Source organism: Pseudomonas sp. ERMR1:02 (assembly GCF_002277815.1).
Classification (GTDB): domain Bacteria; phylum Pseudomonadota; class Gammaproteobacteria; order Pseudomonadales; family Pseudomonadaceae; genus Aquipseudomonas.
In genome coordinates this window covers 176488-201575 of sequence record NZ_NKJI01000010.1, presented here as the reverse complement: position 1 = coordinate 201575, position 25088 = coordinate 176488, and the positions used below count along the sequence as shown (strand labels likewise).

Sequence of the window (25088 nt, the reverse complement as noted above, 5' to 3'; positions counted from 1 at the left end):
TGGACCTCCTTATAGGGTGAACGAAAGTGTCAGGTTTAAACCAGGCGTGCGCCGCCATCGACGTTGATCGTGGCGCCGTTCATGAAGCCGTTGGTCATCAGGAACATCACGGCTGCACCCGCTTCGTCAGCGGTGCCGAGGCGATGCAGCGGCAGGGTCTGCTCAAGCGCAGCAACAAAGCCATCGCGTGCATCACCCATGGCTTTCACAAGGATCGGCGTGTCGATAGGGCCTGGAGACAATGTGTTGACTCGGATAGGCGCCAATTCGAGGGCGAGGCCACGGGCGAATGCTTCCATGGCAGCTGATGCTGCGCCGAGCACCGCCGTGCCGTACGCATTGGGTCGATCTGCAAGCGCACCGGAAATAAAGGTGACGGAGCCATCTTTGGAAAGGCGGTCACCGAGCGCCCTCAAAGCATGTACTGAAGCCCAGATTCGCTCGTCGAAAGCGCGATGCAGATAGGTAACGTCGGCTTCAAGGACTTTGCCGGCGACGAAGGTGCCGGCCAATAGCACGAGGTGATCGACCGCTGGAATATCCGCCAGAGCGGCCTGGATTTGTTCGGGCTTCGTGACATCAGCTGCACGCCAGCCATCCAGCCCATGGGTATCGGCGGCTTGCTGTGCTCGGTCTGGATTCGAACCGATCACGAAGACCTTTGCGCCAGACGCCTTGGCCTGAATTGCAGTTGATAGCCCGATACCGGATGTACCGCCGACGATTACCACGGTTCGATCCCGTAGGAGGTTTGGTTGTACGTTAGTATGGCCGCGGCTGGAAATGTCAGACATCGCTGTTTACTCCTCGGGGCATCGAATTGATGCTGTGAGGACAGCCTATTCGCATCCTTTAAAGTTGATAATAGGGTTTCAAGTGGTTACTCTTGTGCCATGAAAGCACAAATAGGTTTAGACCGCCTGACAGGTCTTATCGCCTTTGCTCGCACGGCCTCGCTGGGTAGCTATACAGCGGCTGCACGGGATCTCTCCGTATCACCCTCGGCCGTCAGCAAAAGTGTCCAGCGGCTGGAAGAACATTTCGGCCTGCGCCTTTTCAGTCGGACCACTCGCTCGCTGACCTTGACCCCTGAGGGACGCGAACTGTACGAACGTGCGTTGCGGGTGATCCGGGAAATCGAGGACATTGAACAGGCTGCGGTCGCGTCGAGAGGCGAGCCGTCAGGAACTCTGAAGGTGACTGCGCCGCTTCCCATTGGTGTCAACATCCTGGCCCCGGCGCTCCCGGCGTTTCGTGAGCGTTATCCGAAGCTGGTGGTGGACCTGCGACTCGGCGATCAATTCTCCGACATCATCGAGCAAGGGATAGATGTCGCGATCAGGGTCGGCAATCTGGCGGACTCCAGGCTGGTTTCCAAGCCTCTCGGACCTCATCGAATCTGCACCTTTGCATCGCCCGGCTACCTCGCCAGAAAGGGCAAACCGCGCAACATTGACGACCTCGTCAATCATGATTGCATCAATTTCCGTTACCAGAGTTCGGGGCAGGCGTTACGGTGGCCGTTCCAGGTGGGGAGCGAGTCGTCGAGATCACTCCCGACGCCACCATGACCATTGATGTGAGCGATGCAGTCGCAGTGGCGCTAGCGGCTGGCGGTGGTATTGGTATCTCTCCGACTTACGTTGCCGCGCCTTATGTGCAGCGCGGCGAGTTGGTACCTGTGTTTCCCCAATATGCGGTAGACCGGTTCGTGATCACCGCTCTTTGGCCCGAGAGCCGAAGAGGCAATCCAAACGTAAAGGCATTTGTAGACTTTCTACAAGAAGTGTTTCCGGTGCCGGCTCCCTGGGATGTGATAGTCGAATCGGCTGCCAATGCTCAGCGCTAAGGCGGCTTGAAGGGCTATGCGATAGCGGCATTGGCTCAGTTGAGTTGCTCGATCCAGGAGGACACCGAGTCACCGCTGCTCATGTTCGCCCGGATCAGCCCGTTGATCATGAAAGTGGGCGAAACGTGGACGCCATTCTGTCGAGCATACTTGCACTGCCATTTGATGGCTTGATCCAGGGTTGGGGTTGCGAAGGCCTCTGCCAACGTGATGCCACTGTAACGCTCGATGCGCTCGATGATGTCCCTGGGTGTTGCGTCCAAATTCGGGCCACCCGCGTGATGGTCAAATTCGAACTCCCTCCGATGCGCCGCGACTGCGGCCATGACTGCCTTGGCATTTTCCTTGCCCCCTTCAAGCGTCGCCGCCGCAAGGATGCACCGGATGATGACGCCGGAAAACATATGCCAGGGCTGAGACTGCAGGCGGATGATCAATGTGATTCTGTCCTCGCCAGCCTCTGCGAGGAGGGCATCAAACTTGAGGAACGCCTTGACGGAATAGGGGCAAGTGGGTTCAAGAAAGACTTCGAAAGTATGAGGGCCATGGCCCCACGAAAGCGTATTCGCTTTCACTGGCCTGTCGTTTTCAGGTTCTTGCATAAAGGTACCCGTTAGTGGAGGGGATGAAGGTGTGCGCGGCCCCTGCGGGAGGCCGAAGACCTTGAGGATGCATAGGCATAAAGCGCTCAGGCTCGAACCCTGCATGCTCTGTAAACTGTTGCATGGCTTTTGACTTCATTGTTACGTATGAAAAAGCCATTGCTATGCTCATCGCTTGAGCCAATTGTTCAGTGATGCCTCAACCATTTCAGAAACCCTCCGGGTACCGCCGTCGGCGCTTTCTGCAAAAGAATGGAGCGGGCGTGCTGCTGACGGACCATTTGAAGGCGGGTAAGGGACGCGCGTAATTGCGACCTTTCGCCCATACACTGGCGCACTTCATCCCGATGCAGTTGAAGAACCTTGACGGCGGAAAGCGCGATGAATTGTGCTCCGTTTGGCTTGTTATCCATGACGCCTTCTTCACCTAGTACTTCTCCTGGTCCCATCCGCGCGACTTCGACCCAGTTGTTCCCGCTGTACAACTGGACGGACACCACACCACTACCGATAACCAATAGCTGCTCACTGATTTCGTTGGCTTTCAAAACACAATCGCCGGTCGCCAGGTAGGACGATTGCAGGTTCATCGCGAGACGATCTTTATCCTCTGAGGTGAAACTTGCGAAAATGCGCACATCGTCCAAAACGACGCGAGTAATCTCAGACGCAGGGATCTCAGTGGCAGTGGCGATATCAACGCCGGATGCACGTAGATGCCTGTAAGCAATGTCGTAAAGGCGATTACGTGCTGCGATTTTTCGGCAGGCGCGCCGACAAAACCAATCACCTCATACTCCAGTAAGCCCTCCGTTATGCTTTTGAGAATTACCTTGGGTGTAGGAACTGGTAGTAGCGCGGAATAACCCAGCAGCGCCTGCTCCAATATTTCCTGGATCCGTTCGGGGCGAAATCGAAGGGGCAGATGCAGGCTTATCGTCACCCCGTGTTGATCTTCAGGCCGGCTCATGTTTTGTATTTTGGTTTTCGCCGCGACCGAGTTGGGTATGACTACGGTACTGCCTTGCGAGGTCAGCAACAATGTGGCGCGCCAATCGATGTCGGTTACCCTGCCTTCCATACCATCGATTTGAATCCAATCGCCCACTTGATAAGGGCGAGTGGCATTCAGGACGATCCCGCTAAACACATCGCTGAGTGTGCTTTGTAAAGCCAGGCCGACAATGATCGCCAGCGCGCCAGAAGTGGCCAGCAACCCTTTTACCGGTAATTCCAGTACGTAGGCCGCAGCAGCAACGGTGGCGACCAGGAAAATCAGGGCGCCGAGCACTTCCCTCAGTAAGCGACCGCCTCCTTCAGTCCTGGATATCAGGATTGCGCTGAGCAATTCCGTCAGCATCCGGGCACTCAAAAACCACCAGACGATCATCAACAGTGAAGCAGCCACTTGCCAGGACCCGGAGTCAGCGTCGCGTACCGGTTGCAGGGGTGAGTTGCCGGACAGAAAGATGGACGCGCTGTAACAGGTGTACAGACCAATGTTAACGCCAGCGCGCAGACCGGTCAGCCTTCGGGGAACGACCCACCAACCCATGATATCTGCGATTAATATCGCCCCGAGGAGGGCGCACAGCCATTCAATTGTCACGACGTGGCCCTCCAAAAAATGGGTGCATTCCCGCTTTCATCTGCGCAGCGAAACAAGCGGTCAGGTGGCTACGCCTCGCCAGAATTGGTGGAGTTCAGCACTGATGAATTCAGGCTGTTCCTCGAATACCCAATGTCCGCACTGCTCGATGACGCCACCTTTTGCAGATAACGCGATGTGTTTTGCAGAGGTGTAGCAATGGTCACCAAAAGACACTTCGCCACCCCACGCCAACACCGGGATCATTAGCTTTTCCTTGGTCAGTTGCGCGGTCTGATCCGCCATCTCCGGGATATAGCCATAGTGGTTCAGGCTTGCGCGCAGATTGCCCGGCTGGCGCATCTGCATAACGTAATAGTCAATATCGCTCTCGGATATTGCCGTAGGGTTGTAGGCAAAATCTCTGAAGAAATGCCGCAGGTACATGTCCTCCCGGCCTTCAACAAGGGCACGGGTGATGTCCATGTTCATGTGCATGCTCAGATGCCAGTAGGGCACCCGCGGATCGACATACCCTGGAAAATCCAGGCCGAAAAAAGGTGTTTCGATGGTTGCCAACGACAAGGCACGTTCAGCCGCCAAGTATGCCAAGGCAACCGAAGGTGGGCCTCCCAGGTCATGGCTGAGAATGTGGAAGCGATCGACCTGTTCAACGTCCAGCAGGCCGAGCATGTCTTTGGCGATATTGATGGGGTCGTAACCCTGGTAGGGCTTATCGCTGTCGGCGAAGCCGCGAAGATCGGGGGCGATGAACGTGTAATGTTGTGCAAGCCTGTCGATAACAGGCATGAACTCTCTGTGGTTTTGGGGCCACCCGTGCATGCAGAGGACCACCGGACCCTTGCCGGCAACAACGTAGTTGAGCCGAACACCGTTAACGGTGGCGCGTTTGTGCGTCAGGTTAGTCATGGCGAGTGCCTTTTTTGTCCCGTTCTACCTGGGCCTTTCGAGCCTGAGATAGTGAGGCGGGTGTGCAATTTGATGCATGCCGCACCCGTCAGAGTGATCGGCATGCGGGATGCTTACTTAGTTGAGATGCGCCTTGAGTTCTGTACCCGCCTGTCTCATGGCAGCTTTGACTTCGGGCACCTGGCTCAACGGGTTCAGCAGGCCAAAGTCATGGATCATGCCGTTGTAGCGAACCGCCGTTACATCCACCCCGGCAGCGTCCAGCTTCTGCGCGTAGGCTTCGCCTTCGTCTCGTAGCACATCCAGCCCCGCGGTTTGCACGAGGGCAGGTGGAAGTCCTTTCAACTGATCGATGCTGGCCTTGAGCGGAGAGGCATGAATCTCTGCCCGGGCATTCAAGTCGGTTGTGTAGCTATCCCAGAACCAGGTCATCATGTTCTTGGTCAGGAAATGGCCTTCAGCGAATTGCTTATAAGTGTCCGAGTCGAAGTTGGAGTCGGTTACCGGCCAGAGCAGGAGCTGGAATCGAATTTTGGGAGTGGCTTTTTCTTTAGCTATCAGGCTCACGACGGCGGCCATGTTGCCGCCGACACTGTTACCGGCCACCGCCAGGCGCTTGCCGTCCACGTTGATCTGTTTGCCGTTTTCGGCCACCCACTTGGTTGCCGCGTAAGCCTGGTTAATGGCAGTGGGATAATGTGCTTCAGGGGACGGTGTGTAATCGACGTACACCGCGACGGCACCGGAAGAGACAACCAGGTCACGAATCAGGCGCGCATGCGTCGGATAATCCCCCAGCACCCAGCCGCCGCCATGAAAGAACATGAAGACTGGAAGCTCGCCTTTGACTTTTTCAGGCCGAACCACCGTCAGCTTGATGGTTTTACCATCGGCGGTAATTGTCTTGTCACTCACCTCGATGCCCGACATATCAACCTTTACCGAGTTTTGGGCTCCCGTAAGAACCGCGCGGGCTTCTTTTGGACTCAACTGCTCGAGAGGCTTGCCCCCACCCGCCGCCAGCGCATTAAGAAACGCTTGGGTTTGATGTTCCGGTACTGGATTGCCGGCGGCCATTGCGGACCCGACCGATAGGGCGATCATCGCCGGCACCGCTTTCACTACCTGTTTCATATTGCCTCCTGAAGCCATTGGTTTTGTATAAAGCGTGTAAGGAGAGGGCGGCTATCTGTCGCCCACTCAGCCTTATGTGAATGTGTTACTGGGCGAGATAGCCGCCATCTACGGCAAGACTTTGTCCCGTCACGAAGCTGGCTGCGCTGGAGGCGAGGAACAGGATGGTCTGCGCCACTTCCTCAGGGGTCCCGAGACGTTTCGCAGGGATCAGGCCGCTCAATGTTTCTTCCGTGAGGCCCACCTCGGCCAACCTATGAAGCATCGGCGTGTTGGTAGGGCCAGGGGCGACGCAGTTGACTCGAATGCCGATCGCGGCGACTTCCAGCGCCGCGGACTTGGTCAGGCCCTCTACCGCGTGTTTGCTGGCGGCATAGAGGGCGCTGCCGGGAAAGCCGACGCTGCCGCCGATGGACGACAAGTTGACGATGCTGCCAAAGCCCTGCCGTTTCATGGCGATCAACTCGTGCTTCATGCTGAGCGCGAGCCCCAGCACATTGGTATCGAACACTTCCCGGTAGATCTCTGTGGTGATCTGGTCGATGTCAGTGAACGTCCCTTCGAGGCCGGCGTTGTTTACGGCAACATCCAGGCGGCCGTATTTGGCGTCGACAAATTGCGCAGCCGTCACCACGTTATTCTCGAATCGAACATCGACGTTGACGAAGTCAGCGTCTGCAGCGCCTGCCTCGAGCAGTTCATTACGCAACGATTCGCCAGCTTCGGCACGCCTGCCGGTTGCCACGATCGATGCACCGTTGCGGGCGAATGCGAGGCAGACGGATCGACCAATCCCGGTTAAAGCTCCGGTCACAAGAACGACGTTGCTCATCATATTTTCCTTTTCTGTTATGGCTTAGCCACGTCAAGACGGCGCGGCGCGTGAGATGTCTCGACGTCAAACCAGCCGCGAACCGCCATCGACATTGATCGTGGCGCCGTTCATGAAGCCGTTGCTCATCAGGAACATCACGGCTGCACCCGCTTCGTCCGCCGTGCCGAGGCGATGTAGCGGCAGGGTTTGCTCCAGCGCGGCGACATAGCCGTCGCGCGCATCGCCCAAGGCTTTCGCGAGGATTGGCGTGTTGATGGGGCCCGGAGACAGGGTGTTGACCCGGATAGGTGCCAGTTCCAGAGCAAGGCCACGGGCCAATGCCTCCATGGCAGCTGATGCAGCGGCGAGCACAGCGGTGCCGTAAGCGTTTGGCCGATCTGCCAATGCCCCTGAAATAAAAGTCACCGAGCCCTCTTTGGAAAGGCGATCGCCGAGAGCCCGCAAGGCATGCACCGACGCCCAGATCCGCTCATCAAAAGCGCGTTGCAAGTACGGGATGTCCGCTTCGAGCACTTTGCCTGCGACGAAGGTACCGGCCAACAACACCAGGTGATCAACCTGTGGGATGTCTGCCAGCGCGGCATGGATTTGTTCGGGTTTGGTGATGTCGGCCGCACGCCACCCATCCAGCTCATAGGTCCTGGCGGCTTGCTCTGCGCGTTGCGGATCTGAACCCAGGACAATGACTTTTGCACCGCGGGCCTTGGACTGAATCGCGGCAGCCAAGCCAATTCCGGAGGTTCCGCCAAAGACAACAATGTTCTTGCCTGCCAAATCACCGGTCAGGGCGCCCTGCGTGGAAGTAATAAAGCTCATGTCTTAATCCTCATGCTGATCGCGGGTGGTGTATGTTTTGAAGTCTGGCCGACGCTACTTGATGATCTGCCGGGGGGACGTTCGAAGCCAGATCGATACGGCTTGTGCAAAGGCTCCAACATCTTTTCCGTTGCCGGTGATGATCCATTTCAATGTCACAACATCGTCGGGAATAAATAGTGCGCCATAACTTTTCAGCTGAATCACCAACTCGACCGAGTTGTCGATGGTCGCCTCTTTTCCAACCAGAACGCCTGCCTGGGCGAGCACTATTGAGCCCAGGCCAATTCCGGCAACCAGCTTGCGGGCTTTATCGAATTTCTGTAGCTGGGCGATAACATTGATGTTGTCCCATAGGTACTCTTTAGTTCCAGCTCCGCCCATGACAGCGATGGCATCGAAGCATTCGCTATGCAGCTCTTCCAGATCTTGAATGTTGATGTTTTCAAAGGTCATTCCGACCGTATTCCGGACGTCGACGGAGAAAATCCTGAGGTTATATTCTTTGCGCCATACGCCCAGGCACGACATGAGCATCGGCGCGTCAATCCGCCTCGGCGGGATAATGATCGCTAAACTTTTCATAGGTGTGTCCTGGCAACGCAGCTAACTAAAGGTGTCGTATAAGAAGCAGGTGCATATTGGCTATCGCCATTACCTGTCAGTCACGGCACCGGTTGCAGGTCTGGAATCAGCATCAACCAGTCGGACTTGGGAATACAGGTGCGCTGCGGATTAGGACCTACACCCCAGCGATGTAAATCAATTAGCGCCGCGGTTTTAAAGGGCTGGCGAGATTCGCGCTAAATTCGTGTAAGTCCTAAATGTCGGCGCGCGTTCTCTTTTCGGCTGCCCGGAAATATGATCCAACTACAAAGGGTTCACTCACTGATCGACCTACATAGTGATCCTTCTGCAGCGGCATATTGTCAATTGAATGCGTGAAGGAAATCCGTGAGGTGTTGAATGAACCAGTTATCGGAAGAACGACAAACTTTCGAAAGTTACAATCAAATCAGGGTGCACTTCCATGTCTGTCCAACTCGGCCCTGCCTTGAAGTCCAAGACGCCCTTGATCGCCTCGCATTGCTACCCGGATGCGTTGATTACGCTTTAACGTATCGGCAGGACAATGCATTTCAATGGTCCATTGCAGGTGTATGGACTAATGAGGAAGACCGCAATCGTCATTACTGCAGTGACCAAATTCAAGTTCTTTTCAACTGCCTTATTCAGCAAAGTGCCTCGTTGATCTGTTGCAGCGAGGGGCAGATTTTGCACCCCGGGGCCGAGAACATCTGAGCGTCACACATCCGGGAAGATAAATAGCATTAGCCTCGAAAAGCGCGATCAACCTTACCGCGGCCCCGCAGCAGGACGGGGAGCACTTTTATCCGTTGCGAAATACTGGGTGCGAAGCGGTAACGCGATGAGGAATGTCCGTGCGCTTCTGGCGGTGAAGCAGGGCAACGGCTTTGATTGCCCAGGTTGCGCCTGGGGCGAGAGCCCTGAAAAGGGCCCAGTAAAGTTCTGCGAAAACGGTGCGAAGGCAGTGAACTGGGAAGCAACAACCCGGCATGCGGGACCGGAATTTTTCAGAAGGTATAGCGCTTAATGGTTATCCGGCCAAAGCGATTATTGGCTAGAGCACCAAGGGCGCCCTGACGCATCCCATGCAATTCGACATGCCCCGAGGGCAGGCCGCTGCCTATTACCCCGAGACTAACCCACTTGCCCCATTGGACAGTTACGGGCATCGAACCTACACACCAACGTCAAAGTCTGTCGCCATAAAGGTTGTAAGGCCAGCCGTTGAGGCGGGTGGGCCCCTTGATTCCTCGTGTTTCGGTTCTGTGATATCGCGGTAAACCAAAAGGACGCAGCCATGCACACGTCAGAATTGAATGATCCAACAGGCTCAACTGCCTCGGTTAATGAACCGTTGGCAGCCCTCGACTTCTCGTTGTACGCGACCCTTGATCAGCCGTCTTCGCTGAGCGAGTGGAAAGGGGCACCCGTCATCCTCGCTTTTTACCCTGCGGACTGGAGCGAGGTGTGTTGCGATCAGATGTCGCTGTATAACGAATTGCTGTCCACGCAGCGATCACGGCCGAGTTTGCGGGTAGCCGCGGGTTCTTCTGGGAGGCTCACGCCGAGCTGTATGAGGACCAGCGTCGGTTGGGACTGTCGCTCTTTGAGCGCATCGTTCTAACGCACGGTCTTTCCAGTGAAGAACTCAAGCTCGCGCTGGACGAAGAAACCTACCGCTCAAAAATCAAGGCGGATTTCAACGGCGGTGTTCGTAGCGTCGTTAATGGCACTCCCTCGTTTTATATCGATGGGCATCGCTATGACGGGCCTCCGGATTTTGCAGGATTGCGCAAGGCGATCGAGTTTGTAATGGCCAGCGAGCGAAGTCGTTAGTTTAAGTATCCTTCGCAGCCCACGTTGGTCGATCTCGGTAAAGAGAGCAGCGGGCAACCTGCGCTGGTGCTGCCAACCAAGGGGGATAATATTTTGTCTTCAACCGTCTGACGGGAGAACCCATCGTCCTGTCGTTCAAATCAATGTCCATTGGGTGTTGGTTTCCGGCGCACTCAAAGACTCTCAGGGTCGCCAAAGAACATCTGAATCCTCGACCTGAGCCAACGCTCCCCCGGATCATTGTCCTGAGACCCGCGCCACGCCATGTGCAACTCGAAACTGCGTACCGGCAGCGGTGGATCTTCAGCCCGTACACCCCCAGCCGCCGTCAGCGCATCGGCCGTGTAGTCGGGTACCGTCGCCACAATGTCAGTGCCGGAAAGCAGAGTACTTAAACCGTTGAACTGTGGCACCGCAAGCACCACATGACGCTTGCGCCCGAGCTTTTCCAGTTCTTCATCGATAAAGCCGCTGAGGTCGCCGGCGAACGACACCAGCGCGTGGGGGCGGGCGCAGAAGTCATCCAGGCTCAAGGAACCGGGCACCGTGTCGGCACGCAATAACTTGGGCATGCTACGACGCAGAACCTTGCGCTTGGCATTGGCTGGCAAATCGGTGGTGTAGCTGACGCCGATGGAAATTTCTCCCGATGCCAACAACCCCGGCATCAGGATGTAGTTGACCCGTCGCACCACCAACACGATTCCCGGGGATTCGGCGCGCAGGCGCTTGAGCAACATCGGCAGCAGGGCGAATTCGACGTCGTCCGACAGCCCGATGCGAAACACCGCGGTGCTGGTGGCCGGGTCGAACTCCGCCGCACGGCTGACCGCGGTGGAAATCGAATCCAGTGCCGGAGAGAGCAGGGCGAAGATCTCCACGGCTCGTGCGGACGGCTCCATGCTGCGGCCGGTACGCACAAACAATGGATCATCGAACAACCCGCGCAGGCGCGAAAGCGCTGCACTGATGGCCGGCTGACCAAGGAACAGCTTCTCTGCAGCGCGGGTCACGCTGCGTTCGTGCATCAGGGTTTCGAATACGATTAACAGGTTCAGGTCGACACGACGCAGGTCATTACGATTCATCTGGAGTCCTGGCAGAGTCAGCAAACTTGACGTGAGCGGCCATATGGGAACAATGGCCAGCAGGAATATTACGGGGAAAGGCTGGTACTCTGCACCGTGTAATTCAGTTTTCCTACAAAGGAGGATTCGGTTTGGTACGGCATTAGACGATGTTGCCGATGCTGCCGAATCAATGACAGGCATGTCGACTATTAATAGCCACTGATAGTGTTGGGTTGAAAGCCCAGCTAGAGTTCAAGGCATTAGAAGGTTTCTTTGGCGAGGTTTGCGATGTCCCGCACGATCCGTTTTCACAAGTTTGGTCCAGCCGAGGTGCTCAAATGCGAAGAGCATGCGGCAGCTCTACCTGCACCGGGTGAAGTGCAGGTGCGCGTCTCAGCCATTGGCATCAGCTGGTACGACATTCTCTGGCGTCAGAACCTGGCGTCCTCTCATGCTCGTCTGCCTTCAGGTCTGGGCCATGAGATGTCCGGCGTCGTGACGGCGCTTGGCGAAGGGGTCGATGACCTGGCGGTCGGTGACAAGGTCGCCAGTTTCCCGGCCGAAAGCCCGAACGACTATCCGGTCTACGGCGAGCAGATCGTTCTGCCTCGCTCGGCACTAACCCGTTACCCGGACGTGCTCAGCCCGATCGAAGCCAGCGTGCATTACACGCCGCTGTTGATCGCCTATTTCGCCTACATGGATCTGGCACGGGTCAAGCCCGGGCAATTTGCCCTGGTCACCGACGCGAGTCACTGTGCCGGCCCATCGTTCGTACAGCTGGGTAAAGCCCTGGGTGTACGGGTGATTGCCGCCACCAAGTCGGCGGATGAGCGTGAATACCTGCTGTCGCTGGGTGCCGAGAAAGTCATCGTCACCGAAGAAGAAGATCTGCTGATGCGGATCAACAAAATCACCGACAACCGCGGTGTGGATGTGGTGTTCGATGGCTTGGGTGGCCCGCAGATGTCGCTGCTCGGCGATGTGCTGGCACCGCGTGGCAGCCTGGTGTTGTACGGCCTGCAAGGCGGCAACCAGACGCCTTTCCCGGCCTGCGCAGCGTTCCAGAAGAATATTCAGTTCTTCGTGCACTGTATCGGTAACTTCACCGGCAAGCCGGAACTGGGCATTATCCAGGATCAGGTCGCCCTGCAACGCGCGTTGCGCGACATCAACCAGCTGACCGCCGACCGCGTTCTGCTGCCGCTCAAGACTCGGGTCTTCCCGTTTACCGAGTTTGTCGAAGCGCATCGCTACATGGGCGAATGTCCATGCCGCGAGCGGGTGGCGCTGCAGGTCGAACCGGCCTGAGCGATTCCTTAAAATCAGCCCCTTAAAATCAGCCCTCAACTTCACCCTCAAAGAGTCCGTGTAAACACGGACTCTTTTGCTTGTGCGCCTCGCGACATGAGACATCCATCGACCTGTCGATGGGACAGTTCAGCAACTGAACTGGTTTTTGCGCTCAATCTGTAGCTTCTATTCAGCAACTAAGCCCTGATAATTGGATGACTACTTTCATCTCAAGGAATGAGTCATGGGCGGGTATCAGATCGATACTTTTCACTGCGCTGCGCGGCTGTATATTCAGAAAATAGCGCATTCTTACGCAGTTGCAGAACAATCGTCGGCAACTTCTTTCTTTATTTCTTGTATTAAACATCCGTGGGACTGTGTCGGACATTTCCTAGGACGGCGCTTACAGACGCGGCGAGCCCTCAAAGCCGGGGCTTTCCAGCGGCCAGCGTGTGCACAGGGTGTCAGCATGTGCAGTGCCCCTGAAACGTTGATCAGAAAACTTAAGTGCTAACATTCGGCAATAGAACCCAATCTTCGAATCCTCTTCAGGCCATTCCCTGCGCTGTGCGTGCAGCTGTTTGTGCAATATCGAACTTACGAGCATCAGGTAAATAAAGATGACCAATATTCATGAGCAAGCGATGAACTATGTCTATCAACAAGTGCTGCAGCGATTGCTGGGTTTCTTTTCCCGTGCCGAGCGAACGGCACTGCAGTTGTTGATTCAACGCTTGGCGGTTGCCGCCGGGGCATGCAACGAATCGGTGAATTCAAGGTGCTGGCGATCCAGTCAGGTTCCCGCGACAGTTGCTACAGCCTGGCGTTGCTGCGCGCCGCACAACTCACGATCGCCAGTCGGGCGCCGGCGACATTCCAGTTGCGGGTGGCGACCTTGCGGCTGAACGGCAGCAACCCGATTGCACTGGAAAACATCCATCGCACCTGTAACGCGCTATTCGTCTATGACGATCCACGGGTTGAAGTCCTGATGGTTGATAACAGGGAGGTCCTGCCGTTCGACCACGCGGCGCCGATTTCCGCGGCCGGGCGCGAATCCAATCGCACGAACCTGCTGATGTTGGGACATCGTCGAGTCTGGGACGGACCACTTGATCTGTTGGATGACGGCTATCTGGCCGCCGGTGAGTTCTACGGGCAGATCGCACGCTGGAACCACGGTGTCGATGCCATGATCAGCAGCGACACACCTCGCCAGCAGAAGCAGTTCATCGAAGGTTTGCGACGAGCGGCGGCCAAGGCCGGCCTACAGGCCTCGAACCATCATGAGCCAGGCAACGCAGGGTTGTTCGCGTTGCTCGACGAAATCGGCAGCAAAGGCTATCAGCGGTTTTACACCGAGGATGACCAGCAGCTTTGGCGCCCGGCCGACCAGTTTGAAACCTGTCGCCGCGCGACGCTCATCGACATCCACGACATGCTGGTGAGCAATCTGGAGGAGCGTTGGCCATTGCTTACCGAGTTTCTCGGATTCCAGGCAGACGAGTTGTCGGCACAGCTCAGTGACAATGAATACGTCAGCCTCCCGGTTTCGGCCCATGTGCGAGGGCTGCAAGCCTGCTTTTTGCAAGGTCGTACCTACGAGGCGGGCGTTGCCCAATACCTGCAAAGGGCCTTGGTGATGATGCGCCGCAAGCAACTGCCGGAGCGTTTGTGCGAACAGGCGGTGGAGGCGTTCGGCAATCCGGTTACGCTGGCGGAGCTGCGTGCACGCGCGGCTGCCGAGGCGCAACGCAGTCTTGGCCTGAACGAGGCTCAATTGGTGTGCCTGTTGTTTGCGCCTTTTGGTGACAATGCCGCGAACCTCGAACGTTTTCTACGACGGTGCCATCCCGGCATGCTGGTGGCCATGCCGGAGTTGCACCGGGCGATGCAGGGGTATCCGGTCGCTGATCAGATCATGCAATGGATGGTCGATGTCAGCGGGTTGTCGGTCAGCCTGATTGGCAAGCTCTCTCGCCTGGGGCCGGTGCCCGCAAATGAGAGCAGGGCAGTTGAATCGGCAACCGGCGATCAGGATGGGGAATTCGACACCGACGACGACTCATCCATGGCGGGTGAACGGTCAGCAGGTCGCTGAGAGTGCGCGGATTGACAGCCCCCCAGACCCTGCGTGAAAAGCGGCGTCAAGGCCATGGTCCGTTCCCATGAAGGGGCCACGTGAAACCGATTTCGCCTATCAGGCGGTGTACCGTTACTTGACCTGCGTGATCGGCGAAATCGCCAGCGATGCGCGCGTGCGCCTGCCTTCGTTGCGCCATTTGGCCGAACGCCTGAACGTGTCGATCTCCACCATTCAGTACGCTTACTCGCTGCTGGAGAAAGAAGGGCGGGTGTACTCGGTGGCCAAGTCCGGTTATTACGCGTTGCCGGCACCCGCCATCAGCACGCATTACAGTGGCAACGACTTGCTCGAAAGCGTCTATATCAATACTCGGCGTCCTGGAATGCTGGTCCTGAGCAGCGATGAACCGGCGTTGTTGCAGCCGATCGACAGTCCACTGTTACTGCAGGAAAGAGAGCTTCTGCGCCAATATCCGCGCCAGCTGCAACCGAATTCGCAACCCTGCGGCGAACTGGAACTGCGCATGGCATTGGCCGCGCGCTACACCACTTCGCCTGTGCGCTGCTGGCACGCCGATGATGTTTACATCGGCGCGGATCTTCGCGGCGTGCTGGAAATTCTGATTGGCGTGTTGTGCCTCAGGGACGCCACAGTGGTGGTCGAATCACCTTGCGACTGGGTGATACTGCGCCTCTTTCAGGCGGCGGGCGTGCGCGTAATCGAATGGCCTCTGCGGGCCAATGGAAGACTGCATCACGAACGTCTCAAGAAACTGCTGGAAAGCGAGCCGGTACGCCTGGTGATGGTTTCATCCGGTTTGAACATGCCCCGTGGCAGCCAGGCGCCGGACGACGATCGACAAGCCGTTGCGCAGTTGCTGGGCCGGTATGACTGCTGGGTACTGGAAAATGACTGTTACGGTGAACTGGGATTCGAGGTCCCTGGCCTGCGGTTTCGCGATCTGTTGGCGCCGCAACGGCTGATAATATTTTCCACGTTCGAGAAAATCATCGGGCCAGAGGCTCCCTACGGTTATTTGCTCTCTCGCCATCTGAGCGCCGAATGGCAGCGGCACTTTTTGCTGCGGGCCTTCCGCCTGTCAGCGATTCGCCAGAAAGCCATTGCCCGTTTGTACGGCAATGGACGCATCGATCAACACTTGCAATTGCTGCGGCGCAGGCTCAACGACAGCAAAATGCAGATGACAAACTTGCTGTGCGAGCGAATGGGTGACGCGCTGCAGTTCGTCGAGCCTGAGGGTGGCGCAACGGTCTGGGTCCGCTCGTTGCGACGGGTCGATGTACGCCAGGTGTTCCAGCGCCTGCTCAAGCATCAGGTGGTGATAGCGCCGGGAGAACTGTTCAGCCTCCAGGGCCTGCATACGCAACATTTGCGCTTGAGTCATAGCTTCGGCAGCGATCATGACCTCGCCACCGCACTGGACTTGTTGGGAGATGCTTTGCGCAGGGAGTCGATAGACTGAAGCTGGCCTGTATGGGGCTTATAACATTGCGCTTGAGTCGAGCCGGGATCGATAACGTCGCGCCGCGGTCAAACTGCCAGTAAACTGCGATCCATTCCTGAACCACTCTATTCCAGAGGTTTTGCATGACACTCAGTCATTTTGCGGGTAAACCGGCACCGGCAGAGTTGTTGGTCGACATCCCACGACTGGTAACGGCGTATTACACCGGCCAGCCTGATGCCGCTATCTCGACCCAGCGCGTGGCTTTTGGCACGTCCGGGCACCGGGGCAGCTCCTTCGACCTGAGTTTCAACGAGTGGCACGTCCTGGCGATCAGTCAGGCAATTTGCCTGTATCGCGAAGCGCAAGGCATCGATGGGCCATTGTTTGTCGGCATCGACACTCACGCATTGTCCACGCCGGCCGGCGCCAGCGCCCTGGAAGTGCTGGCAGCCAACGGCGTGACGGTGATGATTGCCGAAGGCGACGAATACACGCCGACCCCGGCCATTTCCCATGCGATTCTTTGCTACAACCGCGGGCGCACCTCGGGCCTGGCGGACGGCATCGTCATTACGCCGTCGCACAACCCGCCGCAAAGCGGTGGCTACAAATACAACCCTACCAACGGTGGCCCGGCCGATACCCACATCACCAAGTGGATCGAAGCCAAGGCCAACGAGCTGCTTAGCAACAAGCTCGCCGGCGTCAAACGAATCAGCTACGAACAGGCTCTGAAGGCCAGCACCACTCATCGTCACGACTATGTGAACACCTACGTCGCCGACCTGATCAACGTGATCGACTTCGATGCCATCCGTGATGCCAAGCTGCGTCTGGGTGTGGATCCGCTGGGTGGAGCAGGGGTGCGTTACTGGTCGGCGATTGCCGAGCATTACCGCCTTGATCTGGATGTGGTGAACAAGCAGGTTGATCCGACTTTCCGGTTCATGACCGTCGACTGGGATGGCCAGATCCGCATGGATCCATCGTCCACTTACGCCATGCAGGGCCTGATCGGACTCAAAGAGCGCTTCGACGTGGCGTTTGCCTGCGACCCGGATCACGACCGTCATGGCATCGTTACTCCGTCCGGTGGCCTGCTGGCACCGAACAACTACCTCGCGGTCTCCATTGATTACCTGTTCCAGAACCGTCCGCATTGGCGCGCCGATGCCGCCGTGGGCAAAACCGTGGTCAGCAGCGGCCTGATCGATCGCGTGGCCAAACGCCTGGGTCGTCGTTTGTACGAAGTACCGGTCGGCTTCAAGTGGTTTGCCGATGGCCTGTTCGACGGCTCCTTGGGCTTTGGCGGTGAAGAGAGCGCCGGTGCATCGTTCCTGCGCAAGGACGGCGGCGTCTGGTGTACTGACAAGGACGGCCTGATCCCGGCGCTGCTGGCAGCCGAAATGACCGCTCGCACCGGTCGTGACCCAAGCCAGGCCTATCGCGCACTGACCGATGAGCTGGGCGAACCGTTCTCGGTACGTGTCGATGCCAAGGCCAACCCGGAGCAGAAAGCCCTGCTGAGCAAGCTGTCGCCGGCCCAAGTCACTTCGACCGAACTGGCGGGCGAATCGATCCAGAGCATCCTCAGCCACGCCCCGGGCAACGATCAGGCCATTGGCGGCCTGAAGGTCATGACCGAGAACGGCTGGTTCGCGGCGCGTCCGTCGGGTACCGAGGATATCTACAAGATCTATGCGGAAAGCTTCGTCAGCGATGTGCATCTGAAGCAGTTGGTGGCGGAAGCTCAGACGTTGGTGGATGGCGCGATTTCTGCGAAATAAATGATGGCCCCATCGCTGTAGGAGCGAGGCTTGCCCGCGAAGACGGCAGCCCAGGCACCAAAAATATTCGATCAGAAAAAAGGGGCGACCATTCACGGTCGCCCCTTTTTTTGCACTGCATTTACCGGATCAAGCCAAATCCACCAAAACAATCTCACTGTCCTCAATCGCCGTCACCCGCAACACCTGCTCATCGGCAACTGCAATACCGTCTCGAGCTTGTGCACGCAAGCCATTGACTTCAATGATACCAGTGGCCGGTACCAAGTAAGCACGACGGCCGCTGTCCAGATGATATTCGGCGCTTTCGCCCGCCTTGAGGTTCGCCGCCACCAGCCGTGCGTCGGCACGAATGCGCAGACTCTGATCGTCGCCCGCCTTGCCGCTGGCCAGGGTTACAAAGCCTTCGCGCTGACCTTCAGGGAACGGTTTGGCGCCCCAGGACGGTGCCAGGCCCGATTCGTTGGGGATGATCCAGATCTGGAAGATCTTGGTCGGCGTCGCTTCCAGGTTGTATTCGCTGTGGGCGATGCCGGTGCCGGCGCTCATGACCTGAACGTCACCCGCTTCAGTACGACCCTTGTTGCCAAGGTTGTCCTGGTGGGTAATGGCACCTTCACGTACATACGTAATGATCTCCATGTCCCGGTGCGGGTGCTGCGGGAAACCGGTGCCGGGGGCGATCACGTCGTCGTTCCACACCCGCAGGTTGCCCCAGTTCATACGCTTGGGGTCATGGTACTCGGCGAACGAAAAATGGTGATGGGCATCCAGCCAACCGTGGTGCGCGCCACCAAGCGATTTGAAAGGTCTGAGTTCAAGCATGATCGTCTCCTGAAAGGTTCGTCATGGGGCAAAGTGCCTGAGCCACGAAGAGACCGGTGGTTGATGACGGTCATCATCCGTCAGGCAACGATCGATAAAAAGCGTAAAAAATGCCTCATAACAATCGAAACGGCTGATATAAAACAACCTCGAAATATTCTCATCCAGCCTTCAGTTCATCGCATAAGCCAATGAGTCATAAGCATTTCACTAGAACTCAACGGCAAATGCAGACACCATAGCCCTCAACAGCCTCACACCCTGGAGTCCGTCCGCGTGTCGCAACACACCCCCGATCTTCCGCCTGAACTTCGTCCTCTGGCCGAAATGCCGCTGCTCAAGCGCCTGGCCGCCCGCTTCTTTGGCCACGGCCTGACGCGCCTGCGTGCACAGCACCGTGCGTCCTGGCTACACGGACAGGCGGATGGCTTTCGCAGCGGGCATATTGCCGGGGTGGAGTACGGCTACGAGGAAGGCAAGCTCGAAGGGCTGGAAGAAGGCCGGCAGGTTTTGCTGATTCGCGATTCGCGGTGTACCGAGCATCGGCCACCGAACATCGATGATCATCTGTTCGACGACTGGCGCCTGCCGCTCAATGCCGAGCTGAAAAAGCGCATGAAGGCCGATGTCGCCCGACTGCTGCCGGTACATGCGCAACCGAGCGCGGCCCAGTGGAAAATGATTTTCAGCGACACGCCTTCAACATCGGTGATCGCCGGCGCCGGCGCGGGTAAATCAACCACGCTGGTGCTGCGCATTGTCTTGCTGACCCATTACCTGGGGTTCGAGTTGAGCTCGATGACTGTGGTGACGTTCACCCGCGAGTCGCGCAAGGACTTCATCAACAAGCTGATCGAACTGTTTGCACTCTGGGGCCGGGCGCTCAGCTTCAAGGAGGCGCGGGATCTGGTGCGCACCTTCCATTCGCGGATTCTGCCGATGGTCCGCAGCTTGCCGGGCTTCGAACGCTTGCAAGCCTTCGAAAACCTCAGCCTGAAGCAAACCGGCGATGACGAGGTGGACAGCAATCCGTTCGACCTGCGCATCAACGATGCCCAGCGCCAGCAACTCAACGCCTGTTATCACGCCTTGCATACCCGCGATGAACGCTTTCGCGAACTGATCCAGCCGTTGTCGCGCCACGCTCTGCAACTCAAGGAGCTGGAGCGCGATCACCCGGATGTACAAAAGCGCATGGCCGTAACCGAACTGGCCGCCAAGCGTGACGAAGAGCTCTGCGACACTGTTGAGGACTTGTGGTTTAGGGCGGGTGCCTGGCCAATCAAAGGCATCGAACCGAAGCGCCAGACATTTGATATCAACGGCTCGACTTTCCATTGCCACGGCTACATTCCGTCCATTGACGCCTGGGTAGTGCTGGGGTTTGATCCTCGGGAAAACCCGCAGGTCAGCCGTCAGAACGCCAAGCTGACGGTGCGCGCAGAGTGGGCAGTAAAACGCACCCTGTTTCAAGCTTTCTGTCGTAAGCCATTGATATGGCTGGATAGTTACGAATCATCAAAGCGTGTTTTAGCGTCACTTGCCGGCGATGCCAGCGCCGGACCGGGCTTCGATTACAAGGTCAAGGGCGAGCTGGCTGCCGCACCGTTGCTGGACTGTTTTGTCGCGGCAGCCGGGTTCATCGAGAACCTCGGTCTGGATGTTCCGAACGCCGTCAGCCAGATGAGCTTTTCCAGGGACGATCCCGACCGGTTTTTCTTCGAGGCCCTGAGCCTGTATTGGCGAGCCCTGGAAGACCATCTGCTCGACCAGAAACCGCCGATCATGACTTACAACCGGATGTTTGCCCTGTTCAGTGAACATTCCCCGGAGAATCTCAAACTGCTCAGCGATGATCTGCTTCGACCGTTGTCGCACTTGATGATCGACGAATTTCAGGACGTATCGCCACAGATAGTCTCGTGGATTCGCGCCAGCCTCGCCGAGATCCGCCGGCGCGGCCCGGCCATGCACGTGGGGCGCGGCGCCCAGCGCTCATCGTTGCTCTGCGTCGGGGACGATTGGCAATCGATTTACGGCTGGCGCGGCAGTTCACCGAGCTATTTCATGGAGTTCAACAAGGAATTCTCTTCACCGAGCACCACCAAAGTCATGCTCAGCGACAACTACCGCAGCCATCAGTACATCATCGACGCCGCCGAACACATCGTGCGTGCCGCGCCGGCAATTGCCGGCAAGAAGGCCAAGGCCAGCGGCGAGCAGAAGGATTTACAGCCGGTCAATGTGTTCGATCGCGATGATCAAGGCATGGCTAAACGGCTGATCGAGCATTACCGGAAGGGTGATTCAATCTTGATGCTTTATCGAAAAAGCAGCGATAAGTTATTGATAGAAGAGCATATTCAGTCTGTAGTTAATGTTGATTCTAGCTTGCCGCATGAAGCCCGACGTCTGAAACACCTGACCTATCACAGTGCCAAGGGCTTGCAGGCTGACGCGGTTTTCCTGCTCGGCGATTGTCAGCACCTGACGAGTTCGCCTTACAAGAATCAGGTGTACCGCATGGCGGGTCTGGGCAAGGTCGGCGACAGTGAGCCGTACGACAATGCGCAGAAAGACGAAATTCTGCGCCTGGCGTATGTGGGTATCACCCGGGCGGTGAGTCATTGTTACTGGTATGTCGATGGGCAGGACACCCAAGCCGCCAACAGCCCTAAGGCTTCGGACCGGATCGGCAAGGGTAAGGCGTTCTTTGCCGATCACCGCCAGGGCAAGACTTCGGCATAAATCTTGTTTTGGATACTGATCGTTCCCATGCTCTGCGTGGGAATGCATCCCGTGACGCTCCGCGTCACCAGTGCGCAGAACGCTCGTCTTGCATTGGTAGCGGGACGCGGAGCGTCCCCGGCGGCATTCCCACGCAGAGCGTGGGAACGATCAATCACCCAACAAAAAGCCCACAAAATGTGGGCTTTTTACAATCAATCGACCGTCACGCATAACTCCTGAGAGCCAGCGGTGGAATGAACGCTTCCAGCTCATCCTCCACGGCTTCGATTATTCGTTCGACATCAGCAGCATTCATAACCGTCGCACAAGGAATGCCGGCAATGGCGATCATGGTCTCGCCACTGGCCCGATCAAACAAACGGGCAATCATGCTGCCCGGGGCATCCATGCTCGCCTCAAAACCCATGGGATGAAAATGCCAGCGCATCAGCTGGCAGGCATTTGGAAAAGTGACCTTGCTGAACCCTATATTCATGTGTTGCCCGCCTTCTTAATCGAGCGCTTCCGTTAGCTCATGTAGGAGGGAAGAACCTTCATTGGTTCAACCGGTGTCAGAATTTAAAAGTAGCATCCGTCTGTGAAAACAATGTGTTTTTTTCAGTCCGTTTAGCGATTGCTGCATTTTTTTGATACAGGTCACTGTTCGACCCTGTTGCGCCAACGGATCGACCATTGAAGGCAAGGGCAAACTTCGGCAAGCTCGGCTTTTTTCGTCGAGACCCTTATGCACGCCGAGGATGATGGACCGCAGCAAACCCAGGCCACGGGCCAGACGGTCATGCGTTATCACTTGCGCTGGAAGCACCGGGATCTGGACGGTGTCATGGCGCTGTATCACCCCGAGATTCAGTACAGCGACTTTTTCCAGAATCGCGTGATGGGCCTGGACGAGTTGCGCGAATACGTGCGCAGCAGCATGCCCCGTGATCCCGATGAAGCACTGGAGCACTCGGACCGCATTCGCCTGGACGGCAACACCGCGTTCATTCAGTACCGCATCACCCTGCGGGGCGGTGAAGGGCTGGTGTCGTTGCGCGCCAGCGAGGCCATCACCGTGCGCGACGGGCTGATCTGGAGAGTCAACGAGTACGCCTCGCTGGTGCACGAAAAGCCAACCAGTAAAGCCACAGCAACGCAGCGCCCGGCAGTCAGCCGTCTCGGCTTGTCGCCGCGCCAATTGAGTTTCATGGCCGACGACCTGCAACAGTATTTCCAGCGCCAGCAACCCTACCTCGACCCCGAACTCGATCTTCAACGAGTGGCGAAGGAGTGCGGGTACAGCCGCAATCAGATTTCTTATCTGCTCAATCAGGTGCTCGGCCAGAGCTTCTATCGCTACGTCAACCAGGCGCGCCTGCAACACTTGCTCGCCGCGCTGGATAACGCCGTGCCGCCGCTGCGCATCGACGAACTGGCATTCGCCGCTGGCTTCAACTCACTGTCGGCGTTCTATAGCTGTTTCCGCCAGCACACGGGCCTGTCACCCAAGGCTTACGCCAAACAAATTTCTTTGCGTGCACGCGCGCAAGACAGCCTCTGAACCCACGCACTAGGATCAACGCCATCGAAGTTTGAGTGGCGGAGTCTTGCATGTCGGCGTGGCGCACTATCAGTTTATGGATGGACCAGCTCGACGAGCCGTTACAGGCGCGTGCGGCGCTGGAACAGGATCTGGATATCGACGTGGCGATCATTGGCGCCGGTTATACCGGGCTGTGGACCGCGTACTACCTCAAGCGTCAGGCACCGGAACTGAACATTGCCATCGTCGAGGCGCAAACCGCCGGATTTGGCGCCTCGGGGCGTAATGGCGGTTGGCTGATGGGTAACCTGTTGGGTGAAGAGCGGCTGCTCGCCGATTCATCGCCGCAGCAGCGCCGAGCGTCCTGGACTTGCTGCACAGCATTCCCGATGAGGTAAGAATCGTCCTCGAACGTGAAGGCATCGACTGCGATTACCGAAAAGGCGGAGCACTGTACTGCGCTGCCCGATATCCGGAGCAGGAAGCCAGCCTTCGCCAGTATCTGGACAAGCTCTACCGCCAGGGCCTCAACGAAAACGATTACCGCTGGCTCAGCCCGGAGCAACTGGCGCAACAGATCCGGATCGCCAAGCCCTATGGCGGTATCTACGCGCCTCACGTCGCCACCCTGCATCCGGCCAAGCTGGTGCGCGGTCTGGCGCGCACGGTCGAGCGCATGGGCGTCAAAATCTACGAAAACAGCGCGGTCACCCAGTGGCAGTCCGGCAGCCTGCGTACCGCGAAAGCCTCGGTGCGCAGTCGCTGGGTAGTGCCAGCGGTAGAAGGTTACGCAGCCTCACTGCCACCGCTGGGGCGATATCAGTTGCCAGTGCAAAGCCTGATTGTCGCCACCGAACCGCTGTCCGCCGCTACCTGGGACGAGATCGGCCTCAGTCACGGTCAGGCCTTCAGTGAAAGCAGCCGCCAGGTCACTTACGGCCAGCGCACCGCCGACAACCGGCTGATCTTTGGCGCCCGGGGCGGGTACCAGTTTGCCGGCCGGTTGCGCCATGACTTTGACCTGACCACCAGCGAAATCGAACTGCGGCGCTATCTGTTCGGCGAACTGTTCCCGCAACTCAAGAACATACAGATTACCCATGGTTGGGGTGGCAATTTGGGCATGTCCCGGCGTTTCAAACCGCACATGTTTTGCGACCGGGCCAACGGCATTGCGCTTTCCGGCGGTTATGGCGGGGAGGGCGTCGGCGCCAGCAACCTGGGCGGGCGGACCCTGGCCGACCTGATCCTTGAGCGCGACACCGATCTGATTCGCCAGCCTTGGGTCATCCATCAAGGTGGGCTCCAAGCACTCAGGGCCTGGGAGCCAGAGCCCTGCCGCTGGCTCGGCTACAACGCGATCATTCGCAGCTTTGTCCACGAAGACCAGACCCTGGCCAACCCGGCCACCGCCCCTTGGCGGCGCAAACTCGCCAGCGGGGTTGCGGGGTTCATGGAAGGTTTCATGCAGTAAACGGCGCCCTAAGGGCCTGAAGACGGCAGTCCAATCAACAAAGATGGCGCCTGACCCAACGCCTTCGCGGGCAAGCCTCGCTCCTACAGAAGATCAAAAGCCAGATCAGCAGCCAAAGCGAGGCGGCCTGACAGCCGACCTGATTACGGACCTGCCTACGATCCAATTGTAGGAGCGAGCCTGCTCGCGAAAAACGTCCAGATAACGCGATCATTCAGACAGGGCGCGTTATCGTTGACGCCCATCGCAAGCAAGCTCGCTCCGGGCGGCGTTCCGACGTAGAACGATAACGCGGTCTCTAGTCTCCCTGACGAATCGTGGTCACTTCATCGGCCCTGACTTTCACCTTCGCGCCGGAAATATCCTCGAACTCGAAGAAGCCGTCCTTGGTCTTGGTTTTTGGTATGTCCTTGGTCAGGTACTGGGTGCCGTTCTGCAGGGTCACCACCGTTGGCGTCGAGCAGCCTGCAAGCATCAGAAAGACCATTGCTCCCAAGGGAAACCCCAAGGTCTTGATTTTCATAACAACCTCTCTCACTTCAAAAAAGCGTGACTGTCGCACACGACAGCACCTCTAACGCGATTGGTTCCGCGGATTGGCGGAAAGTTCGATGCAAGGAAAAAAATACCT

Annotated in this window: 23 protein-coding genes and 3 pseudogenes; 12 read left to right on the top strand and 14 right to left on the bottom strand. The window is 57.4% G+C overall.

Translation table 11 applies throughout. The features are described 5' to 3' along the window. Positions 1-35: 35 nt before the first annotated feature. Positions 36-794, bottom strand: a complete 759-nt coding sequence (locus CES87_RS19175; RefSeq protein ID WP_128607340.1) for an SDR family oxidoreductase — start codon at positions 792-794, stop codon at positions 36-38. 99 nt (positions 795-893) lie between these two features. Here CES87_RS19175 and CES87_RS19170 point away from each other — a divergent pair, with 99 nt between their 5' ends. Both CES87_RS19170 and CES87_RS33345 read left to right on the top strand, forming a co-directional pair. Next, entirely contained in the window at positions 894-1571 is a 678-nt protein-coding gene (locus CES87_RS19170) for a LysR family transcriptional regulator (RefSeq protein WP_256590982.1), read from the top strand. After that, positions 1568-1849 (top strand): LysR substrate-binding domain-containing protein, encoded by a 282-nt coding sequence (locus CES87_RS33345; RefSeq protein WP_256590980.1) that lies wholly within the window; start codon positions 1568-1570, stop codon positions 1847-1849. Before CES87_RS19170 ends, CES87_RS33345 begins: the two co-directional genes overlap by 4 nt. A gap of 35 nt (positions 1850-1884) precedes the next feature. On the opposite strand, the gene CES87_RS19165 is transcribed toward CES87_RS33345, so the two are convergent. From CES87_RS19165 to CES87_RS19130, 8 genes are all read right to left on the bottom strand, one after another. After that, positions 1885-2451: a thioredoxin domain-containing protein gene (locus CES87_RS19165; protein ID WP_178081450.1), complete on the bottom strand. Its 567-nt coding sequence runs from the start codon at positions 2449-2451 to the stop codon at positions 1885-1887. A gap of 188 nt (positions 2452-2639) precedes the next feature. Beyond that, positions 2640-3041, bottom strand: a complete 402-nt coding sequence (locus CES87_RS19160; RefSeq protein ID WP_128607339.1) for a cyclic nucleotide-binding domain-containing protein — start codon at positions 3039-3041, stop codon at positions 2640-2642. Further along, the gene (locus CES87_RS19155; RefSeq protein WP_128607338.1) at positions 3038-4060 is read right to left on the bottom strand and encodes a mechanosensitive ion channel family protein; all 1023 of its coding nucleotides are present in this window, start codon (positions 4058-4060) and stop codon (positions 3038-3040) included. Before CES87_RS19155 ends, CES87_RS19160 begins: the two co-directional genes overlap by 4 nt. Positions 4061-4120: 60 nt before the next feature. Continuing rightward, positions 4121-4969: an alpha/beta fold hydrolase gene (locus tag CES87_RS19150; protein ID WP_128607337.1), complete on the bottom strand. Its 849-nt coding sequence runs from the start codon at positions 4967-4969 to the stop codon at positions 4121-4123. 117 nt (positions 4970-5086) lie between these two features. Continuing rightward, positions 5087-6103: an alpha/beta hydrolase gene (locus CES87_RS19145; RefSeq protein ID WP_128607336.1), complete on the bottom strand. Its 1017-nt coding sequence runs from the start codon at positions 6101-6103 to the stop codon at positions 5087-5089. An 85-nt stretch (positions 6104-6188) separates the two neighbouring features. Continuing rightward, positions 6189-6935: an SDR family NAD(P)-dependent oxidoreductase gene (locus CES87_RS19140; protein ID WP_256590979.1), complete on the bottom strand. Its 747-nt coding sequence runs from the start codon at positions 6933-6935 to the stop codon at positions 6189-6191. A gap of 66 nt (positions 6936-7001) precedes the next feature. After that, the gene (locus CES87_RS19135; protein ID WP_128607334.1) at positions 7002-7754 is read right to left on the bottom strand and encodes an SDR family oxidoreductase; all 753 of its coding nucleotides are present in this window, start codon (positions 7752-7754) and stop codon (positions 7002-7004) included. A gap of 54 nt (positions 7755-7808) precedes the next feature. Beyond that, positions 7809-8339, bottom strand: a complete 531-nt coding sequence (locus CES87_RS19130; protein ID WP_128607333.1) for a DJ-1/PfpI family protein — start codon at positions 8337-8339, stop codon at positions 7809-7811. A gap of 745 nt (positions 8340-9084) precedes the next feature. Here CES87_RS19130 and CES87_RS33340 point away from each other — a divergent pair. The 3 genes and pseudogenes from CES87_RS33340 to CES87_RS19120 form a co-directional block, all read left to right on the top strand. Further along, positions 9085-9439 (top strand): annotated as a pseudogene (locus CES87_RS33340) (CbbBc protein); the annotation flags it as partial. A 200-nt stretch (positions 9440-9639) separates the two neighbouring features. Continuing rightward, positions 9640-9966, top strand: coding sequence for a redoxin domain-containing protein (locus CES87_RS19125; protein WP_256590978.1), 327 nt, complete (start codon positions 9640-9642; stop codon positions 9964-9966). Next, positions 9858-10178, top strand: a complete 321-nt coding sequence (locus CES87_RS19120) for a thioredoxin domain-containing protein (protein WP_256590991.1) — start codon at positions 9858-9860, stop codon at positions 10176-10178. The genes CES87_RS19125 and CES87_RS19120 overlap by 109 nt, the downstream gene beginning before the upstream one ends. Before the next feature lie 173 nt (positions 10179-10351). Here the strand turns inward: CES87_RS19120 and CES87_RS19115 are convergent, their stop codons facing one another. Next, the gene (locus tag CES87_RS19115; protein WP_128607331.1) at positions 10352-11266 is read right to left on the bottom strand and encodes a LysR family transcriptional regulator; all 915 of its coding nucleotides are present in this window, start codon (positions 11264-11266) and stop codon (positions 10352-10354) included. A 270-nt stretch (positions 11267-11536) separates the two neighbouring features. On the opposite strand from CES87_RS19115, the gene CES87_RS19110 reads away from it, so the two are divergent. Continuing rightward, positions 11537-12559 carry a zinc-dependent alcohol dehydrogenase family protein gene (locus CES87_RS19110; protein WP_128607330.1) on the top strand — a complete coding sequence of 341 codons (1023 nt, stop codon included), beginning with the start codon at positions 11537-11539 and terminating at the stop codon, positions 12557-12559. 533 nt (positions 12560-13092) lie between these two features. Here the strand turns inward: CES87_RS19110 and CES87_RS33335 are convergent. Then, positions 13093-13275 (bottom strand): hypothetical protein, encoded by a 183-nt coding sequence (locus tag CES87_RS33335; protein WP_256590993.1) that lies wholly within the window; start codon positions 13273-13275, stop codon positions 13093-13095. Here CES87_RS33335 and CES87_RS19105 point away from each other — a divergent pair. The 3 genes and pseudogenes from CES87_RS19105 to pgm all read left to right on the top strand — a co-directional run bounded on the left by CES87_RS19105 (position 13189) and on the right by pgm (position 17885). Continuing rightward, positions 13189-14645, top strand: a pseudogene (locus CES87_RS19105) (hypothetical protein). The gene CES87_RS33335 and the pseudogene CES87_RS19105 sit on opposite strands and share 87 nt — an antisense overlap. Before the next feature lie 67 nt (positions 14646-14712). Next, positions 14713-16113 (top strand): PLP-dependent aminotransferase family protein, encoded by a 1401-nt coding sequence (locus CES87_RS19100; protein ID WP_128607329.1) that lies wholly within the window; start codon positions 14713-14715, stop codon positions 16111-16113. A 125-nt stretch (positions 16114-16238) separates the two neighbouring features. After that, positions 16239-17885 (top strand): phosphoglucomutase (alpha-D-glucose-1,6-bisphosphate-dependent), encoded by a 1647-nt coding sequence (gene pgm, locus CES87_RS19095; RefSeq protein ID WP_128607328.1) that lies wholly within the window; start codon positions 16239-16241, stop codon positions 17883-17885. Between the two features lie 129 nt (positions 17886-18014). Here the strand turns inward: pgm and CES87_RS19090 are convergent, their stop codons facing one another. After that, positions 18015-18710, bottom strand: coding sequence for a pirin family protein (locus CES87_RS19090; protein WP_128607327.1), 696 nt, complete (start codon positions 18708-18710; stop codon positions 18015-18017). A gap of 276 nt (positions 18711-18986) precedes the next feature. On the opposite strand from CES87_RS19090, the gene CES87_RS19085 reads away from it, so the two are divergent. Then, positions 18987-21458: a UvrD-helicase domain-containing protein gene (locus CES87_RS19085; RefSeq protein WP_128607326.1), complete on the top strand. Its 2472-nt coding sequence runs from the start codon at positions 18987-18989 to the stop codon at positions 21456-21458. A gap of 205 nt (positions 21459-21663) precedes the next feature. On the opposite strand, the gene CES87_RS19075 is transcribed toward CES87_RS19085, so the two are convergent. Continuing rightward, a complete protein-coding gene (locus tag CES87_RS19075; protein WP_128607324.1) occupies positions 21664-21936 on the bottom strand; it encodes a DUF1652 domain-containing protein in 273 nt (90 codons plus the stop codon). 249 nt (positions 21937-22185) lie between these two features. Here CES87_RS19075 and CES87_RS19070 point away from each other — a divergent pair, with 249 nt between their 5' ends. Next, positions 22186-23001 carry an AraC family transcriptional regulator gene (locus CES87_RS19070; protein WP_128607323.1) on the top strand — a complete coding sequence of 272 codons (816 nt, stop codon included), beginning with the start codon at positions 22186-22188 and terminating at the stop codon, positions 22999-23001. Positions 23002-23051: 50 nt separating this feature from the next. Then, positions 23052-24457: pseudogene (locus tag CES87_RS19065) on the top strand (NAD(P)/FAD-dependent oxidoreductase). Positions 24458-24755: 298 nt separating this feature from the next. Here CES87_RS19065 and CES87_RS19060 read toward each other — a convergent pair. Then, positions 24756-24980, bottom strand: a complete 225-nt coding sequence (locus tag CES87_RS19060; protein WP_128607322.1) for a YgdI/YgdR family lipoprotein — start codon at positions 24978-24980, stop codon at positions 24756-24758. Between the last annotated feature and the right edge of the window lie 108 nt (positions 24981-25088).

Bases quoted from the DNA above. Each gene is read 5' to 3' on its own strand.
- CES87_RS19175 (WP_128607340.1), bottom strand. From the start codon at position 794: ATGTCTGACATTTCCAGCCGCGGCCATACTAACGTACAACCAAACCTC.
- CES87_RS19170 (WP_256590982.1), top strand. From the start codon at position 894: ATGAAAGCACAAATAGGTTTAGACCGCCTGACAGGTCTTATCGCCTTT.
- CES87_RS33345 (WP_256590980.1), top strand. From the start codon at position 1,568: ATGACCATTGATGTGAGCGATGCAGTCGCAGTGGCGCTAGCGGCTGGC.
- CES87_RS19165 (WP_178081450.1), bottom strand. From the start codon at position 2,451: ATGCAAGAACCTGAAAACGACAGGCCAGTGAAAGCGAATACGCTTTCG.
- CES87_RS19160 (WP_128607339.1), bottom strand. From the start codon at position 3,041: ATGAACCTGCAATCGTCCTACCTGGCGACCGGCGATTGTGTTTTGAAA.
- CES87_RS19150 (WP_128607337.1), bottom strand. From the start codon at position 4,969: ATGACTAACCTGACGCACAAACGCGCCACCGTTAACGGTGTTCGGCTC.
- CES87_RS19145 (WP_128607336.1), bottom strand. From the start codon at position 6,103: ATGAAACAGGTAGTGAAAGCGGTGCCGGCGATGATCGCCCTATCGGTC.
- CES87_RS19140 (WP_256590979.1), bottom strand. From the start codon at position 6,935: ATGAGCAACGTCGTTCTTGTGACCGGAGCTTTAACCGGGATTGGTCGA.
- CES87_RS19135 (WP_128607334.1), bottom strand. From the start codon at position 7,754: ATGAGCTTTATTACTTCCACGCAGGGCGCCCTGACCGGTGATTTGGCA.
- CES87_RS19130 (WP_128607333.1), bottom strand. From the start codon at position 8,339: ATGAAAAGTTTAGCGATCATTATCCCGCCGAGGCGGATTGACGCGCCG.
- CES87_RS19125 (WP_256590978.1), top strand. From the start codon at position 9,640: ATGCACACGTCAGAATTGAATGATCCAACAGGCTCAACTGCCTCGGTT.
- CES87_RS19115 (WP_128607331.1), bottom strand. From the start codon at position 11,266: ATGAATCGTAATGACCTGCGTCGTGTCGACCTGAACCTGTTAATCGTA.
- CES87_RS19110 (WP_128607330.1), top strand. From the start codon at position 11,537: ATGTCCCGCACGATCCGTTTTCACAAGTTTGGTCCAGCCGAGGTGCTC.
- CES87_RS19100 (WP_128607329.1), top strand. From the start codon at position 14,713: ATGAAGGGGCCACGTGAAACCGATTTCGCCTATCAGGCGGTGTACCGT.
- pgm (WP_128607328.1), top strand. From the start codon at position 16,239: ATGACACTCAGTCATTTTGCGGGTAAACCGGCACCGGCAGAGTTGTTG.
- CES87_RS19090 (WP_128607327.1), bottom strand. From the start codon at position 18,710: ATGCTTGAACTCAGACCTTTCAAATCGCTTGGTGGCGCGCACCACGGT.
- CES87_RS19075 (WP_128607324.1), bottom strand. From the start codon at position 21,936: ATGAATATAGGGTTCAGCAAGGTCACTTTTCCAAATGCCTGCCAGCTG.
- CES87_RS19070 (WP_128607323.1), top strand. From the start codon at position 22,186: ATGCACGCCGAGGATGATGGACCGCAGCAAACCCAGGCCACGGGCCAG.
- CES87_RS19060 (WP_128607322.1), bottom strand. From the start codon at position 24,980: ATGAAAATCAAGACCTTGGGGTTTCCCTTGGGAGCAATGGTCTTTCTG.